The 18,681-nt window shown below is 38.9% G+C and carries 14 protein-coding genes; 9 read left to right on the forward strand and 5 right to left on the reverse strand.

Annotation, left to right across the window (positions count from 1 at the left end):
* Positions 1 to 51 precede the first annotated feature (51 nt).
* Entirely contained in the window at positions 52 to 1,593 is a 1,542-nt protein-coding gene (locus OK025_RS23340; protein WP_317667139.1) for a protein adenylyltransferase SelO, read from the forward strand.
* A 145-nt stretch (positions 1,594 to 1,738) separates the two neighbouring features.
* On the opposite strand, the gene OK025_RS23345 is transcribed toward OK025_RS23340, so the two are convergent.
* Positions 1,739 to 2,455 carry a hypothetical protein gene (locus tag OK025_RS23345; protein WP_317667141.1) on the reverse strand — a complete coding sequence of 239 codons (717 nt, stop codon included), beginning with the start codon at positions 2,453 to 2,455 and terminating at the stop codon, positions 1,739 to 1,741.
* Positions 2,456 to 3,301: 846 nt separating this feature from the next.
* Positions 3,302 to 3,670, reverse strand: coding sequence for a MerR family DNA-binding protein (locus OK025_RS23350; RefSeq protein WP_317667143.1), 369 nt, complete (start codon positions 3,668 to 3,670; stop codon positions 3,302 to 3,304).
* A gap of 125 nt (positions 3,671 to 3,795) precedes the next feature.
* Here OK025_RS23350 and OK025_RS23355 point away from each other — a divergent pair, with 125 nt between their 5' ends.
* Complete coding sequence (locus OK025_RS23355; RefSeq protein WP_317667144.1) at positions 3,796 to 4,680, forward strand: alpha/beta hydrolase; 885 nt, start codon at positions 3,796 to 3,798, stop codon at positions 4,678 to 4,680.
* Positions 4,681 to 4,883: 203 nt separating this feature from the next.
* On the opposite strand, the gene OK025_RS23360 is transcribed toward OK025_RS23355, so the two are convergent.
* From OK025_RS23360 to OK025_RS23370, 3 genes are all read right to left on the reverse strand, one after another.
* Entirely contained in the window at positions 4,884 to 7,574 is a 2,691-nt protein-coding gene (locus OK025_RS23360; protein ID WP_317667145.1) for a hypothetical protein, read from the reverse strand.
* On the reverse strand, positions 7,558 to 8,331 hold the full coding sequence (locus OK025_RS23365; RefSeq protein WP_317667146.1) for a GLPGLI family protein: 774 nt from the start codon (positions 8,329 to 8,331) through the stop codon (positions 7,558 to 7,560). Before OK025_RS23365 ends, OK025_RS23360 begins: the two co-directional genes overlap by 17 nt.
* Before the next feature lie 65 nt (positions 8,332 to 8,396).
* On the reverse strand, positions 8,397 to 8,711 hold the full coding sequence (locus OK025_RS23370) for a hypothetical protein (protein WP_317667147.1): 315 nt from the start codon (positions 8,709 to 8,711) through the stop codon (positions 8,397 to 8,399).
* Positions 8,712 to 9,190: 479 nt separating this feature from the next.
* Between OK025_RS23370 and OK025_RS23375 the strand changes: the two genes are divergently transcribed.
* From OK025_RS23375 to OK025_RS23405, 7 genes are all read left to right on the forward strand, one after another.
* On the forward strand, positions 9,191 to 9,703 hold the full coding sequence (locus OK025_RS23375) for a sigma-70 family RNA polymerase sigma factor (protein WP_317667148.1): 513 nt from the start codon (positions 9,191 to 9,193) through the stop codon (positions 9,701 to 9,703).
* A gap of 86 nt (positions 9,704 to 9,789) precedes the next feature.
* The gene (locus OK025_RS23380; protein ID WP_317667149.1) at positions 9,790 to 10,971 is read left to right on the forward strand and encodes a FecR family protein; all 1,182 of its coding nucleotides are present in this window, start codon (positions 9,790 to 9,792) and stop codon (positions 10,969 to 10,971) included.
* A gap of 213 nt (positions 10,972 to 11,184) precedes the next feature.
* Positions 11,185 to 14,394: a SusC/RagA family TonB-linked outer membrane protein gene (locus OK025_RS23385; protein ID WP_317667150.1), complete on the forward strand. Its 3,210-nt coding sequence runs from the start codon at positions 11,185 to 11,187 to the stop codon at positions 14,392 to 14,394.
* A 10-nt stretch (positions 14,395 to 14,404) separates the two neighbouring features.
* Complete coding sequence (locus tag OK025_RS23390; protein ID WP_317667151.1) at positions 14,405 to 16,000, forward strand: RagB/SusD family nutrient uptake outer membrane protein; 1,596 nt, start codon at positions 14,405 to 14,407, stop codon at positions 15,998 to 16,000.
* Between the two features lie 278 nt (positions 16,001 to 16,278).
* Positions 16,279 to 16,782, forward strand: a complete 504-nt coding sequence (locus OK025_RS23395) for a DinB family protein (protein WP_317667152.1) — start codon at positions 16,279 to 16,281, stop codon at positions 16,780 to 16,782.
* Between the two features lie 68 nt (positions 16,783 to 16,850).
* Positions 16,851 to 17,447 carry a DUF4142 domain-containing protein gene (locus tag OK025_RS23400; RefSeq protein ID WP_317667154.1) on the forward strand — a complete coding sequence of 199 codons (597 nt, stop codon included), beginning with the start codon at positions 16,851 to 16,853 and terminating at the stop codon, positions 17,445 to 17,447.
* A gap of 231 nt (positions 17,448 to 17,678) precedes the next feature.
* Positions 17,679 to 18,539, forward strand: a complete 861-nt coding sequence (locus OK025_RS23405) for an alpha/beta hydrolase (protein ID WP_317667155.1) — start codon at positions 17,679 to 17,681, stop codon at positions 18,537 to 18,539.
* The last annotated feature ends 142 nt before the right edge of the window (positions 18,540 to 18,681 follow it).

The following is an 18,681-nucleotide window of genomic DNA, read 5'->3' on the forward strand; positions in this document are numbered from 1 at the left end:
CCTTTCAATAATATGGGAGGTCTTATCTTTTATAATTAATATCTTTGCCGTATGAATATTGAACAGATCAAACAGCCTTTCCTTAAGAGGTTTCCAGGAGATTTTTCCAATACCCCTACACAAAGAAGCACGCCAAAAGTGCTATTTGCTACGATTGAACCAGTTGGGTTCGAACAGCCTCAACTGATTGCTTTTAATGAGACTCTTGCGGAGGAAATAGGGCTGGGAAAATTTGAAGAAAAAGATCTTAGTTTTCTAGTAGGATCTCACCTACCCGCCAATATTCGGGCATACGCTACAGCATATGCGGGGCATCAATTTGGTAATTGGGCGGGACAGCTTGGTGACGGCAGAGCTATCCTTGCTGGCGAAATTACCAATTCCGAAGGTAAGAAGGCAGAAGTTCAATGGAAAGGAGCCGGTTCAACCCCCTATTCGAGACGTGCCGACGGAAGAGCCGTATTGAGATCTTCTGTACGTGAATACCTGATGAGTGAAGCCATGTATCACTTGGGCATTCCAACCACTAGGGCTTTAAGCCTTGCCTTTACTGGAGAAGATGTCATCCGAGATATCATGTATAATGGCAATCCACAATACGAAAAAGGAGCCGTAGTGATAAGAACAGCCGAAAGCTTCCTCCGCTTCGGACATTTTGAACTGATGTTTGCGCAAGGCGAACACAAATTATTACAGGATCTGCTAGATTTTACTATTGAAAATTACTTTCCCGAAATTGTAACGTCTGATCATCAGAAATATAGAGACTTCTTTGAAAAAGTATGTATCCGTACCGCAAACTTAATGGTGGAATGGTTCAGAGTCGGTTTTGTACATGGCGTAATGAACACAGACAATATGTCTATCTTAGGCTTAACCATCGATTATGGTCCTTATTCAATGATGGATGAATATAATTTAAATTTCACTCCAAACACTACGGATTTGCCAGGAAGAAGATATGCATTTGGAAAGCAGGCACAGATTGCACACTGGAATCTATGGAAACTTGCAAATGCCCTACAACCCATCATCAACGATGAAAAATTCCTTGAAAACACGCTAAATAATTTTGGCGTTTATTTTTGGGAGACTCATGACAAAATGCTTTGCAAAAAATTCGGGTTTGATAAGCTCAAAAAAGAGGATGCAGCATTTTTTGCCAACTGGCAGGGATTAATGCAGAATCTGGAATTGGATTACACCTTATTTTTCAATCAACTGGAAAAAGTATCATCTGACGTTGATTTAAATGAGCATTTCGCCTCGGTGGCTTATACGGCTTTAAATGAAGAAAAAATCACAAAACTTGAAGTCTTCTTGGAACAGTACCGAGCCCGCCTGCAAGCAAATTCAATTTCAAAAGCAGCGTCTCGGGAATTAATGGGGAAAACAAATCCGAAATTTATACTGAGAAACTATCTACTTTACCAATGTATTGAGGAAATCAGTAATGGAAAAACAGAGATGTTGATGAAACTAACGCAAGCTTTAGAAAATCCTTATCAGGTATTGTTTCCAGAATTTTCTGTAAGGCGTCCTTCCAGCTATAATGACACAGCAGGATGTTCTACCCTTTCATGCAGTTCATAACATTATGTAGTGTTTTAGAAACAAATTAAACGCCTAATTGCCAGCACTGAACGAATGCTAACCGCTTAGTGTTGACATATAATTCCGAATCGTTAAGATTTGAACAAATCATTGTATTTTTCAACTATCAGCAATAAATAATGTGCTATTCAAAGCATCGTAAAGGAACACAATTATAGACTTCGGAAAATTCTGCTTTACTGTCTACACTAATTTTTGTATCTAAACTATTAGGTTCGTGTATAACGGTGACAATACGTCTATAGCTATAATAGGCGTATTCATGATTGCCCGCTAATGGAAACAAAATAAAAAAACCTCCTCCTGCCCACTCGCTTGGCACTATTAAATCACCATTTTTATCCACTGCAAGACAAATGCTTGTCGTAGAGAATCTGTTCAACAAAACATAGATGTCAATATCTGTATTCCTAATGGAAAAAAAATTGCTCGGCTCAGACTTAACTTTTCTGGTTTTCTCACGCACAACATTTCCCAAGGTATCGATCAGCTTGAACAGCATTTTATTTTTTCTTGTTAGTTCCAATGACGTTTTGTAAAGGTATTGTAGACTGTCGGTTTTATAATAATCTGGCTCAATAAAGTTCCATAGGCACACTTTATTGTATTTGGAACTCTTTTCCTGGCTACCATCATTTCGGCCGGGTACCTTCTGAGGAAAATTATCGAAGATATAGACCTCCTTCAAACCTATCTGAGAGACGCTATGATCATTGGCATTTTTCGCTAAATATTTAGGAGATATGGATATGCAGGAGCTATAAAATAACACGAATAGAAGGGGCAATAGTCCAATTGTAACTCCATACACCGTCTTGTCAAATACATTAATCCGCTTCATATTATGTGTTCGTTTTTAGATTTCTCATCTTTGTCTATCTTGCATTTTTCAGATATATATTACTAGCTAGCTATTCTGCGATTACTTATTTTGAAAGATAAATAAAAATGAGGATTTAACATTGATTTTCGACCTTTGGTTTTCTATTTTTACGATTTGCGAATTTTCTAAAAATGATCATACAAAGCAGCCAGCCAACAAGTAACCCCGCAAATAGATAAGACTCTAGATGCATATCCTGAAAATGAACGCTCGGTATATCAGCTTCGGAAGTAAACTCGGCTCTCTTTAACAGATCACGTATCTGAGTAACTTTATATTTTAGATATATAATGCGCATGGCACCACATATAAGCCCTGAAGAGCTGATAATAAGTAACGAAAGCAGCTGATTTTTTACGGAGAATATTTTACAGTAAGTGGTAACGGATAGGTACAGAAAAGGTATAATTCCAAAACAGGAAATAAAAATAAGTATTGGCAAAACCTGGCCAGGTAGACGCCAGCTATCCTTAAACAAGGGACTTTCACCTATAATTTCGGTTGTAAAAAACATTAAAAACCGATCTCTAATTAAAAAGGCAACCAGACACAATACGAATGACAATCCAATCATAACTATTTTGCATCTCATAGCTATTTATTTCTCAATAGTAAAATTTCCATACAATTTCATAATTTAAACAAAAATACAACCGCATTTTCGATATCTAAGAATACGTTTATAATTCGCTAAGCTATCTTTATCATCCGCTATAACTTAGAAATTTCCGAGAACAAACTGATCAGACAATTATAAAAGAGTGTCCTTATCCTAGATTAGATATGTTCATACATTTTTATAGATTATCGGCTTAGACCATTTTGGATATTGCTTTTACATTGTTCTATCTGCTTTTTCATTACCTTAAGTTCCCGTATCTTCATGTCTATCTGTTCGAGTTTAAGATCGAGGACTTCCATTTTACGTGCCTGAGTTAGCTCCTTTTGATACCATGCATCAATAACCTGTTTAATTTCAGCTAAGGTAAAGCCTACAGCTTTCGCCATCTTTATAAACCTCAGTTTTTCGGCGACTTCATCATCGTAGTAAACGTAATTATTGGATATTACATCCTTTTTTGTCATGCCGGAAATAAGTCCGCTCTTTTCATAAAAGCGTATGGTTCCAATAGGCATGTTTGCTTCCTTAGCTAGCTGACTAATTAATTTCACCTGATAATCAATTACTTAATATAAATAACGCAAGTATATAGTATACTTCATACTTGTAGGTTGTAAAAATACAGGTTAAATTTGTCAATAGAAAATCAATAGTAGTTATCAATTATTTTTTTATCATGGAAACAGCATATTCCGACAAAGAGCTTATTAAACTAGTCCCCGGCTTCACAAATAATTATATTGTATTAAATGATCTATCGATCCATTATGTTCAGGGAGGCAAAGGAGATCCCATAATTCTGATTCCAGGTTATCCAGAAACATGGTGGGCATACCATCATGTCATGCCGATATTAGCGGAGAACCACCAAATAATTGTAGTTGAAATTAGAGGAATGGGTAGCTCAGATAAGCCGGAAAATGGCTACGAGAAGAAGAACATCGCCAAGGATATCTACGAATTAGTCAAGCATTTGGGCTTCGATAAAGTTTCTATTGCGGGTCATGATATCGGTGCACATGTAGCATTTAGTTTTGCCTGTAATTATTCGCTGGCAACAAGTAAATTAATATTGCTGGATACACCACATCCAGACCCTAGCATGTATAAGCTTCCTATGTTACCTATTTTGGAAACCAGTTATTTGTATCCATGGTGGCTCGCTTTCAATCAGGTAAAAGAACTGCCAGAAAAGTTACTTGAGGGACGCATGTCAATCGTCATCGCTTGGTTGTTCGATAACCTGCTGATTAATAAAGATAGTATAAGCCAATTTGATAAATCTGTTTATAGCGCGGCTTATGACAATAAGGATGCCATTCGCTGTTCAAATTCATGGTATCAGGCTTTTCCACAGGATATTAAAGATTATGACAGCTATAATAAATTAGAGATCCCCGTCTTAGCAATTGGTGCAAGTGGTTATGACTTGCTCCATCATTCTTTGCCGGCGATCACAAGCGATTTAACACTTAAAAAAATTGAAAACTGTGGCCATTTTATTCTCGCTGAAAAACCTAATGAAACCGCTGAATTGATCAATGAGTTTTTAGCTAGCTAAAACTCACATTGTTTTTAGCGAAGTCTATGATTTTCTTCAGCTCAAGTTTTTGGTCAGTTTCTTGAAAGCTGTATAACGATATTGACCATCTAATTTCAGATGAAATTAACTCCTAATCAAATAGCAGTGTTTGCGTTGGCTATCCCAGTAGCTTTTTATCCGCGAGGGTAAGCTTATATTTCTCTGGTTTCGTAATAAAAACGTCAGAAGCTATAGTCTACTCCAAAACTGATATAACCCGGCAAAAGTTTATATTCGGTGCTGGTATTATAAAGGTCTGTCAATTCAGCATTTCTGAAAAAGCGAGTATTGAAAATATTTTTTGCAGTCATAGTAAATCTTGCCCTATGCTGTCGCAATTCATAAGCTAAGGAGAAGTCCGAAAAATAATAGGTCTTAGAATCCTGGCCAAGGAAACTACCAAAGCGATAAGATTCATTTTTCAGATTACACTGAATGTTTTTTCCCATAGTCAAAAATACATTCAGAAATCCGCGGCTATTGCTGAGCGTAGTTTTGCTGTCTGAGCGATAGGTAACCGACTGTAAGGCATAACCTGTATAAATATTCAACCTTGATTTCCATGCACTTCGAAATGTTAGCCCATAATCATAAGTGTCTGTATGGATCTGACGATTACCCACGCCCACCACTACCGTTTGGTAATCTGCTGTATTTGCCCCTAAGTCCAATCGAAGATTCCCTCCCAAAGCCTTCACGTAATAGTTAAGATCTACCTTATAATAACTACTCTTTTTGTTTTTAAGCAACACTTGCTGCACAAGGCTGAAATTGGGATCTAAACTGCTCGATGTACCCACATAATCAAACAGAATCTGATGTCCGCCCGAAAGGTTCGCAAAAAAACGATCTGTCATACCGCCATAGGTGTACATCAGCGTGCCGCCAGAACTACTTAAGGTCGCTAGATTATCCATTCCTCGAATAAAGTTTCGAATCCCTGTCGTATAATAATGAGGAACTAGCTCGGTGAGTGAGGTATTCTGTTGCTGAAAATAGAGGTCTGTTTCGAGTCGGCCTTTTGGGTGGATAGCCCATTTCCCTGATAATCCCGGAGAAAGTAACAGGTTATTTTTATATTTGGGTTTACCAAAATCAATCAACCTGTTCTGTACAAGACCTGCCTGCAAGCGGGGTGTCAATTCCCATTTATTTTGTTTAAAGGTATACTTGGAAATAAGGTTCGTCTGAAGCACCTTTAAGTCCATAGCATTGGAAAATCCAGAGGGAGAGACTGCTGTCCCGTCTAACTCGTCTGGAGTTGATAACAACTTCAATTCCGTGTTAAGCTCTTGTTGCTGGCAGGCCATATTGAAGGCCAACTCAAAAAAATCACCATTTTTCTTTCGGCTTACATAGTGTGTAGTAGCACCCAGATACTGTAGATTGTTTTCGATATGTTGTCTTACCGCATGGATATCTTTACCTCCAAACAAGTTTTCATAATAATATTGATTTATACTATAGTCCAATGGCGACTGCTGCTTTATCCAACGTAGTGAGCTCACCAGCACATCCCGCTCCGAAAATTTGTAGCTATGACTCAGATTGTGGTTGGTCAAATATCCTTTACTTGCGGTCAGTTCCTCACTTTGGACACCATTAAACAATAATGTGCCCAAATCATTTTTTCGTAGAGAACCTAATGTACCTGAATAGCTCAACAGCGTACGCTTATTGGGCTCAAACTGCAGCTCTAGTTTCGTGAAGTAGTTATCGATGTTTCTGGTAAACTGATAATCTTCGGTGTTGGTAAATTGAATATCCTCCAAATGATAGCTCTGCACGGTATTTCGGTAAAATGATTTTTTAGTAGGATTTGCAAAACCCAGCCATTTGATCTTTAACTGTGTGGTCGGATTTAAAATGGTATTCAAGGACAACAACTTATCATTATTGAAATTCGTTCTTTTATAATCAAAACCGGGCAGATTCGGCGTATTATCTATCAAAGTCGGTGTTGTTATTCCCACACCAATCTGACCTGGTTCATCAGGAGAACCAGACTGGATCAGGTGGTTGATACTGCTTACGGCATCCACTCCATTATTGTTAGCAGCGCCTAATAAGTAATATTTGTTCATTTTTCCGAAATTCATCAGGTTAGCATTAGCCTGATAATATTTTGGACCTATAGGAACTACCTGTGCATCCACTGAGCCCAGCCACTGTGCCCGACTTTCCTCCTTAAGCTGCAGATTTAGTGCAATTTTGTCCGAATTCTCGATACCTTTCAGCTGTTTATTATTAGAATACCGTTGCAATATTTGAATTTTTTCCAAGGGACGAACGGACATGCTTTGTGTCAGCAGGCGATAGCCCTTTTCAAAAAAATCGTCCCCTTCAACCATCACTTTTTCCACTTCTTTATTGCCTATTTTGATGCTACCATCGGTGCCCACCTGAATGCCGGGAATCTTTCGAAGCAGATCCTCTACCGTACGCTCGTCGCCCTGCAAAAAGGATTTCACAGCAAGCTCAATGGTATCTCTGCCCCGACGATAAGGCCCTTTGGAGTGGACAATCACTTCCTGCAATTGTTCCACTCCTCCAGCTGATAACTGTACATCAATCAGCGTATCGGCCTGCGTCGGTGTAATAAAAAGGGAAACAGGTTTAAAGCTCAGCGCCTTGAATACCAACGTAAATGATCCACTTTGAGCTGTTTGCACATGATATTTACCCTGGCCGTCGCTAAACGTATAAGCTAGCATTTTGTTATCATCATCACGCCGTAGATCAATACGTACCCCTCCTAACGGTTTTCCCTCAGTACTGACGCTTCCATGGATAGCAAACTGTCCACGTACGGCAATACATAACAGACAAAAGCTGAGTAAGGCCGCTATCCGTTTATTAATGTTCCCATTCATACACTTGCTCTACACTGCCCCTAACTTTTTGCTTCTCAACGCTCACGCCCTCCATCATTGGCATTTTACTGTACATAATACGCATTTGTTCTTCATTGAATTGGTCGTCTTTTTTAATAAACTCTTCCAGACTCAACTTGGGCAACGACTGGATATATTTATTATTTAAGGGAATATCGCCAGTATAGGGATAATTTACCTCCTTCAAGTACCAGTAGTTCGGATTTGCACTTTCGTTATAGAGCATCACGATAAGGCCTGGCAAGCCACCAAATTTCGATGGTCCCACAGGTACAGGAATATCATTGGTATAATAAGCCACCAGCGTAGTCCCACGATAAGAAGCCGTTGCTTTATGGCATACATGTTTGCCCAACGTATCTACATCGGCGTAATCGGTATTCCAGACCAATGGCGGAAACTTGTCCGTCACCAAATAGTTAACACCTTGAATGGAACGGGTCTCCAACTGTTGATCAGCCTTATTTTGATGGATCACAACCCTGTTATATCGTTTGCCAGAACCGATTGTTATCGAAAATGAGGGCGCAACTTCATCATCGACATCTTTGTTGAGCTCTTGCTTGCGGATCGGCATCGAATCACGAACAGCAGTCTTCACCTTTCCATCATAATAGACATCTTCTTTAAAAGTACTCATGGCTGATGGAATGTATTCATATACCGCATGAAGCCGCTGTCCAGAAGATAATCTGGATAGGAAAAGAAATAAAAAGAATATATAATATTTACGCATGATAATTTAGTTTAGAAAGACGGGGCAAAGGCCCCGCTTTTGTTTTTTTGATAATGGATAAAAAATTAGTTGTTTGCAACCCAATCATGCATCGCGGCAAAGAAACTAGCACAACCACTGGCTGACGATGCATAATCCGTGAAGACTGCGCTACCTAACAAAACGCCGTCGCAGCTGTATATACTTACTTTAAAATTACAGCGTACGAATGCTGGATTCGTTTCCGTAGTTTCCTCGGTAACCCGAACCGTATTGTTGGCCAGGCGCTGGGAAGTTGTTTTCACACGTGCATTTCCGTTGGTTGTTGTTGCCGCTGTCTTAGCCGAAGCAACTGATGATAGCATAACCACTGCTACCAAACTCATCATTAATCTTTTCATTGTCTTTAAATTTACTTGTTAAACCATGGTATGATTTGATGGCATACCTTTGTATATGGCAGTAAAAATAAAGACACATTTAATTATTTAAATGATGATTAAATATCTGTAAATGGTCACTTAGAATTCGTAGCTGATCCGTTACTATTCGCAATGGGCACATCATTGAATAACTCGAATTATGGAGCGAATCGCTTGGAAATAAAAGCGTACAAAGCCTCAATGTAAAGTAACCTACCCTTGAAAAAAAATCTATAGAAACAATACATGAAAGATTCCGAAAAACCAAGATGTTCACACAGCAAACCTCGTGTTATATCATATTTATATTAAATTACAGTGAACTATAAATAAAAACAGCATTTAATAGCACCTCTATAAAGCTTCAAAATTTTAAGAAGTTTTACCTACATAAAATCTCTAATATTTTTCTTTATTTCACTTTTAAAATCTATATTTTAAGAAAAAAAGCAAACGAAATGTTATCCACAGAATATTATTTTAACAAATATTTTCTGCAACTCAGTGTATTTGCATTTCCATGGGTTGGTTCAGAGGAAATTGCAAAAGACATCGTGCAGGACGCATTTATCGTTCTAATGGGTAGACAGGACTTACTACAAAAGGGAGAGCCCGTCATTAAAAGCTTCCTTTATAGCTCTGTAAAAAATCTAGCAATGAATATCAAGCGGAGAAATGTGGTATTTGATCGTGTACGGAACCAATTTAACACTGACCAACCGGATGACAATGATATCCTGGATAATTTAATAAATGCAGAATTGATTGGAGCTCTTCATCGGGAACTTAATGAACTGCCCGAAGGTTGTCAACGAATCTGCCGTTTAATCTATCTAGACGGAATGAAGTATGAGGAGGTCGCACAGGAACTCAATGTTTCCGTAAATACGGTTAAAACACAACGTATGCGTGCGATAAACCTGCTAAAAAGAAAATTTTTAAGCCTACTTTTTACATTTTTTACACTCTAACACACAACGACTTACAACTAACCCTTAACTTTTTTCCATAAACGAATCACCCATTTCAACACTTCAAGTTATTTAGCTTCTGAATTATGATAGAAACCGACAAAATAATATTAGCAGAATTGATTGCTCTTCTTTTGAAAGATGGTGAGTTAGCATCCGACAAAGGGAATCAATTAAAAAATCTCTTACAAAAATATCCTGGTGCGAAGGATATCATTCGTCGTCGGCTATCGCAAACTGATATTTATGTTCCATGTGATCTTCACAAGATTGATGTAAGCCAAGAATGGCTGATCACACAAAGTAAATTCACGGCGAAGGAAACGATTTTACAACCAAGAAAGAAATACCTCTACTTAAATAAATCATGGTACAAAGCTATTGGAATTGCAGCTACTGTACTGCTTGCCCTAACGCTGTTATGGAAAAAACAACAGCACGAAAAACCTGTAAGCTATTTAATTCCTGACAAGATATACGGACATAAAAATGATGTTCTTCCCGGAGGAGCAGGTGCAATTTTAAAAATTGAGGGGAAAGAAGAAATACGATTAACCGAAAAAAAAGCTAACCAATATTTTGCGCAAGGTATCGAATTAAAAGAAGGGCGACTTATATACCCATCTAACTTAACAGAAAACCTAAAAAACACTTTAATAGTTCCCAAACGATCTACCATGATATTAACCCTTAGCGATGGGACTAAAGTATGGGTAAATGCTGCCTCTGAGCTCAGCTATAAAACAAATTTTAATAAAAAAGAGAGAAGAGTGACACTAAAAGGTGAAGCCTATTTTGAAGTTGCGAAAGATGCACATAGGCCCTTTATCGTTGAAACAAATCATATCAATATACAGGCAATCGGAACAGCTTTTAATGTAAATTCCTATCATGCAAATACGAAAGTATCATTGACAGAAGGAAAGCTTAAAGTGAGCAACGAAGAGCACGAAATCTATATGAACGCCGGTAGCGAAACGGAGATCGTGGATAAAAAACTAAAGACTTTCCCATTAGTCAGTAAAGCCGAAGCCACAGCGTTCAAAGACGGTTATTTTTATTTTAAAAATAAGGATATGCAACAGATACTTGATGAATTAAGCCGCTGGTATGGAATTCAGATCGATTGCAAGATCCCTCTAAATAGTGAACGATACGAGGGTAGTATAAAAAGAGATGTAACGCTAGCAGAACTTTGTAATGTCCTCAAGGATTTGACAGGTTATAAGCTGACCATTGAGAATGATAAACTGATTGTGAACAGATAAACTTACTTAAGGAGGACTTCGTATGTAAAAAGGAAAAAAACCTAAATTAATATGATAAAAAATGCAGAAGTACGGCAAATACTCCTGCATCAAAATTGAATTAACACTGATCATAAACCATTAATTCTATACCAATTTATGAATAATTTATTTTATTCAAAAGGGATCTTATGTCCCGTTGACAAAGGGAAAACTCTGAACCATTTATTAAAAATGAAACTGACAGGAATCTTATTGGCGACATCCATGATGGGCGCCTACGCTTCAAGCTCCGCTCAGATTACTTTACACGCCCAGAATACCAGGATTGAAACGGTGCTGGAAAGCATTACCAAACAGACTGGTATACATTTTATCTTTAAAGAAGGATTACTAAAAAACGAAAAAGCAACGGTTGAAATCACAAATGTATCACTCGATAAGGCCTTGGATCAAATTTTCAAAAGCAGCACTTTCTATTACATGTTACATCGTGGCACTGTTGTCATCAAACGTAAAAATGAAGATATTTCTCTGCCAGAACAAAGTACATCCGGCATATCCAAACTGCAACAACAAGTCGTAAAAGGGAAAGTACATGATAACAAGGGGAATCTATTGAGTGCAGTCAGCATCTTGCTAAAAGGCTCCAATACAGGAACTTCATCGAATATGAAAGGAGAGTTTCAACTGACACTCCCCGATGGCAAAAAAGGAACCCTGATTTTTAGTGCAGTTGGATTCAAACAGCTTGAAATCCCAATTAACAATAAATCGGAGCTGAATGTTATCATGGACGCTGATGAAGTGGGACTTGATGAAGTTGTGGTCGTTGGCTTTTCCGAAGTAGACAAAAAGCACATTGCATCTTCCGTATCACAAATGGATATGGAGAAAATAAAAAATCGCCCGATTTTTAAAATGCAAGATGCTTTTTCAGGAACGATCCCAGGAGTCACAATGATGCGCGGAAACAGTATGCCGGGAAGTGTTCCCGGCACCATTTCCATTCGCGGAATCAGTACCTTACAAAATGCAGACCCCCTAGTCATCGTCGACGGAATGGAACAGAGCATCCATGACATTGACCCGAATCAGGTTAAAAGCATTACCGTCTTAAAAGATGCCGCTTCAGCCTCCATGTATGGCTCCCGTGGTGCAAATGGCGTTATCATCATCGAAACAGAACGTGGACAGACGGGACAGTTTAAAGTCGTTACCAACAACTGGTTTGCTGTCAACAAACCCATTGATCTTCCAAAATTTGTCGGGGCTGTCGATTTTATGAAATTACGGAACGAGACCTTAATCCAACAGGGACAGGCTGCGATCTACCCCGAAGAGACAATCAACCAATATGCCTCTGGAGAATTAAAGGAGGTCAATTGGCTCGATCAAGTCATGGAACGAACTTCGACAGCGATTAATAATAACGCGAGTATATCCGGTGGTGGCGGTGTCGGTACTTTTAATTTAATGCTCGGCCATATAAAAGAAAATGGCCTCAATAAGATTGAAGGTACTCAGAAGTTTTCAGCCCGCTTCAATACAAATATCAACATTGCCGATAAATTTGTATTAATGGCTGACTTCTACGCACACCGTTTACAGGTAGATCGCTTACTAGCAAACGATGACGGACACGGCCTCTATAAACAGGCTTGGCGCTTGAACCCAACGCAACAAATTTTTTATGATTCTGAACTTCCCGAACACTATATTCTGCATAACAATATCAATCCAATCGCGTCTATAAAACATGGGGGTACAAAAAACAATATGTATGATCGTAGTACCATCAATTTACGTCCAAAATATAACATCAACAGCAATCTAAATATCGAGGGAAATGTCTCCTACATGATTAACAAGTCGGCCAATAAACAAAAAAGACTGACCTACAAGTTTTTCGATGAAAATGGCGCTCCGGCAGCAATTTGGGGGAATGATGTCAATGCCTCACAAGGTGTTAGTGAAAGCCAGCTCACCGCACGGATGCTGATTAACTTCAACAAGGAGCTCCGCCAGCACAAAGACAAGATTTATCTAACGGCAGGGTCAGAAGTGATGAATTATACCTTCACCGATTTTAGAGAAATCAGCAAAGCTTCCTTTTTCGGTAAACTAAACTATTCTTTTAACAACCGCTATATTTTGGAGTTAACCGGACGTTCAGACGGAAGTAGCAAGTTTGCTCCTGGTCATCGCTGGGGATTTTTTCCTTCGGGAGCTTTTGCCTGGAACTTGCATAACGAACATTTTTTCAAACCTATTCTCGAGTCTGGTACGGTCAATAACCTTAAGATACGAGCATCCTATGGACTTATCGGAAACGAAAATGTAGCGCCATACCTCTGGCAGGAATCTGTAAACACCTGGGGTTGGACAATACGTGTTCCGAATCCAAAGTTTTCCTGGGAAAAACAGAAGCAATGGAACCTGGGGCTAGATGTCAATGCATTTAAAAATAGACTATCCTTTACTGCTGAACTTTATCATAAAAATTCATACGACCTTATTTATGATCAATTTGCCGTTCCTCCGCTCACGGGATCAAATAGTCTGGAATCTGCTGTCAACATCGGCGCCGTGGAAAATAATGGTTGGGAGCTTTCAGCAAGCTGGTCAGACAAAAAGGATGATTTTTCGTATACCCTCGGTGGAATGCTTTTTGATAACCGCAATCGAATGCTCAAAGCAGGCTACGATGAAGATGACAGATTGATCTTTAAAGGCGATAATAACCGAATTTGGTACAAAGGTGTTCCAATCAACAATTATTATGGCTTCCAGTCTGATGGCTATTTCCAAACCCAAGAGGAAGTTGATGCAACTCCCGCTAAAATGCCAAATTCAAAACCGGGGGATATCCGCTATGTGGATAAAAATCAGGATGGTATAATCAACGATGAGGACCGAAGCTACCTGGCAGATCCCCTCCCCCATTATAATTATGCAATAAATCTAGACTTTCGATATAAAGGTTGGGATTTCTCGGCATTGGGTCAGGGAATCGGGAAGCGCACGGGCCGCTTGATCGGACAAGAAGCCTATCCGGTGTATGTTGATGGAAACAGTAACGACCTCGGAGCACCACGTGTTGAATATGTAGCAAACCATTGGAGTCCCGGCAATCCAAATAGCCGTTTTCCACGTCTATGGACGGGCCCAAGCCCTAATACGCTACTCAGTGATGTTTGGCTCAGCAACGCAGCTTTTTTTCGCATCAAGTCTCTTCAACTTGGCTATACATTTCCTAAAATCGGCAAAAGCATCAAAAATTTTAGAATATATGTTAATGCACAGGATGTATTCACGTTCACGAAATGGGAAGGTCTGGATCCCGAACGTATTGATGTAGATAGTCCTGGAACAAATGATGGGAACGGAAATTATCCACGTATGGCAACCTACAGTGTTGGACTTAGTGCAAGTATTTTTTAAAACTATACTAATGAAAAAGAAAATTTTAACCTTGATAATTGCGCTAGCAACGCTGAGTAGCTGCGAAAAATTTCTTGACAAACGAGATCCTACCGCAACATCTTTCGACGAGTTCTTCAATACTGAAGAAGATTTACGTCGGGTAGTCTACAGTAGTTATTTGGATGTTTTCATGGGACCTGGTGAACGCCGCCTGCTCTTCTATATGTTAGATGGTCGCACCGATAACGCCTATGCTAGAATAGAGACAGATCACCATATGATCATTGCCAATGGTAATATGACTAGCAACGCTCGTTTGGCTGAGTATTACTGGACATTATATAATAAACATGTGGGACGGATCAATACTTATCTTGCTAATATTGACATTCCCTATGTAGAAAATGAATCGATACGACAAAAATATAAAGCGATCTTAGAGGCACTACGTATTTGGCATTATTTCAGGATCACTGAAGTTTGGGGCGATGTGCCTTTTGTCCTAGTCCCAGTTACACTTGAAGAGGCGATACCTCCAGTAACGCCTAAAGCTGAGATACTGACCAAGCTATTTGAAATGAGCCAAGATGTTGCAAATAGGCTCCCTGAAAATGAAGGCACCACAAACGCCTATATGTTTAACAAATACTCCTTCAAAACATTGGTCATGCGATACGCTCTTTATAATGGTCGTTATGATCTTGCAGCAACCCTTGCGAAGGAAATAATGGATAGCGGCAAATACCAACTCCACCCCCAATATGCTAGCTTATTCAATTATCAGGCAGATAAGACCAATAAGGAATTTATCATCAAATTTGACATGGAAAGCCACAATAATTCTGCTACAAATTCCTTTCAGCATCTTGCGCCACAATATAAGACTGGAAATGGACAATCTTATGTTGTTCCTTTGAAGTCTTTGGTTGATAGTTATTGGACACTACAGGGGCGGCCCATTGATAAATGCCCCTTACATAGTAAGCAAGAATATGAGCTCAACCCCAAATTAAATCGCGATCCACGTTATGCCGCTAGTATTTTTGGACAGGGCGACCTATTCAACAAAGAGAAAATAGATATTTATGATTCAAAGAGTCTGTTCTATTATCAAAACTTACGAAGCAGCCGATCTGGTTATTGGTTTAAAAAATTTGTAGACGAAGCTGATGCTTTTCGTACGGGGGGCAATATGCACTTTCCTTTGGCTCGTTATGCCGAAGTATTATTGACCTATGCCGAAGCCAAAATTATGTTGAACAACGTAGATGAATTAGCAAAAAGCTGTATCAATCAGATTCGACAACGTGCGGGACTTGACATGAGTGTAGCAGATGTCAATCTAACCGTGAAATCTCAACAGGAATGGATCGACTTAGTTCGCAATGAGCGAAGGGTCGAATTTGCCGGTGAAGGCCTGCGCTATAGTGATATCCTTAGATGGAAAACAGCGGAAGCAGTCCTCAATCAACCTGCATTGGGTCATATAAGACAAGGTGCAGACGGAAAATCTGAGGTACTTAAAATTGAAGACAGAAAATTTTTGAAACATCAATACCTCTGGCCTTTCCATGAAAGTAGCTTTCAAGTCGAACCCAACCTGATCCAAAATCCAGGATACTAAGGGATCTATAAAAGAAGAATAGCGATCATATTAGCGCTATTCTTCTTTTTCTATAACCAAATAATAAGTTTTATCTATCTATAACGTCTTCACTAAAACTTTTTCACTTTCTTGGGAGACTATCGATTAGCCGGTTCGCTAAAAACATCGTAACAATTCAAGCGGAACTAAGTTGAAATTCTTCATTATAATGTTATAACTTTAAACTGATATACAATTAATTAAAACTAATCCCTATACAGTGAGGTTTAATTTTTAGACTCTAAAACTAAATTATTATGGAGACTATTTTAATGAAAGAAATCGTTCAGCAATTAAAGGATGTGGAGCATACCGACCTGTGGATCGATGAAAATTTTGAAAAAAAATTAGCTACAGTGACCGAATCTACTGTTTATAAGCGTCCCATCCCAGAAATGCATAGTGTAGCAGAACTAATGTCACATCTTATTGAATGGCGAAAGGAGGTTCTGAGCCGTTTGAAGGGAAATCCACGGGGGCTCGAAATGAACGAAGCTAGGAATTGGCGGACGAATGACGAACTGGAGACAATAGGCTGGAAAAAGCTATTGGAAGATTTCTGGGATAGTCAGCAACAAGTTATTCACTTCCTCAAAGACAAAGACGATTCCTTCTTGGACCAGCCCTATAGATATGCGAATACTGATTTTCCACATAACATCAAATATCTCTTGACAGGCCTTATCCATCACGATTTTTACCACCTCGGTCAGCTGGGTATCATCATTAAATTTTTAAAGCTAAAAGAGACTTCAATGTAGCTTCGGTCATTTTTTTTAACGATACTGATTCGACTAGTGTTCATTTAGAAATCAAAACACAGAAGATCATGAAAAGAATATTTTTGACCTTAGCAATTGCATTTTCTATTTTTGCTGTCCAAAGTTGCGACAATGCAAATACCGACAGTAAAAAAACTGCGGACAGTATCAACGAAACAAAGGCGCCAGAAAACCTAGACGATAATAATACTGCAACAACGCCGGTTGCTGTCGGTGAAGACGATGCAAAATTCGTTACTGAAGCAGCAAGCGGGGGCATGGCTGAAGTAGAACTTGGGAAACTGGCGAAGGAAAAAGGCCAGCATGTGGATGTTAAAGCGTTCGGCGAAATGATGGTTAATGATCATTCTAAAGCAAATGATGAACTTGCGACGCTTGCACAGGCAAAAAATATCACACTACCAGCCAGCTTGGGTACCGATGCGTTAAATCTGAGGGATGAATTGTCCAAAAAGTCGCCTGGAGACTTCGATAAATCTTATATCGAAGATATGGTTAAAGATCACGAAAAGGATATTAAACTCTTTGAAGACGCTAGTAAAAACCTCAAAGATGCTGAGCCGAAAGCGTTTGTAGATAAAACTTTACCGACACTCAGAAATCACTTAAACCACGCTAAAAGTGTAAAAGATAAGTTGAAATAATAGCCAAAGACAGGGACTTATATTTAAATATTCGTCCCCGTATTTTTTTAATAATACCTTAACTGCCCAAACGATACGAAAACCCGCCTCCAAATATTAACGCACTCCTATCTTTCACTTCCATTTTGACGCAATCGCCCCTTTATTTGTCGTATTTCCACAGTGTCTTCTTACCGAATCGTTCTGATATTTGTTAGGTAAATTTTATATCAATCTATTATGAACTCGCTTATGAAAACCAATATTTTTTTAAAATCATTACTCTGCCTCATTATCATGACTACCGTTATGCAATCACATAGCCAACAGATCAAACCCACAGCCCAAGGCTTGGTACCTCTTAAAAATACCCAGGTATATTACGAAGTTTATGGCACAGGAAAGCCAATTGTACTGTTACATGGCGCATTTATGACGATCGGCTCAAATTGGAGTCAGTTAATACCTGAACTAGCTAAAACCAGAAAAGTGATCGCTATCGAATTGCAGGGGCATGGCCATTCTCCTTATTCGGACCGAAAATTTAATCATGCAATACTGGCAGATGATGTTGTCGGAGTATTAGATTATCTAAAAATTGAAAATTCCGCTGTACTTGGATATAGTTTTGGAGGTACTGTGGCCTATCAATTTGCCATTCAGTACCCAGAGCGCTTAAATGAATTGGTCATTATTTCAGCAGCCTATAAAAGCAATGGTTGGATGCCCCAAATTAACAACGCCTTCAAGAACATGAAACCAGCACTGTTTGAAAATAGTCCGATGCAGCAAGCCTATGATGCGGTTGCACCAGACAGAACAAAGTGGACGAAATTTCTAGAGCAGATGATCTCTTTGGCGCAATATCCATTTGATTTGGGTGATGCCAATATTGCCAAAATATCCTCACCCGTGTTAATAATTGCCGGAGACAATGACGGTCTGGATAAGATCGAACTGATAAAAACGTATCAGTTGTTGGGAGGTTTAGTAGTTGGCGACTTCGGAAAAATGCCCAAATCTCAGTTAGCAATTATTCCAGGACAGAGCCATGTGAGCCTCATGAACCAGACAAGTATTCTTTTAGATTTCCTGAGTGGCTTCTTAAAATAAACAATGGGAATATAATGAGATAATCTCAAATCCTTTGCATTCGTAATAATGAAACTGCTCCTAGCTATGGAAAATGGTGTTCCGTTAAAGAGAATTTTTATCTATTTAAAATGTCTATTTCTTTATGAATATTTAATCTTTT

The sequence above is a fragment of the Sphingobacterium sp. UGAL515B_05 genome (assembly GCF_033097525.1).
GTDB lineage: Bacteria > Bacteroidota > Bacteroidia > Sphingobacteriales > Sphingobacteriaceae > Sphingobacterium.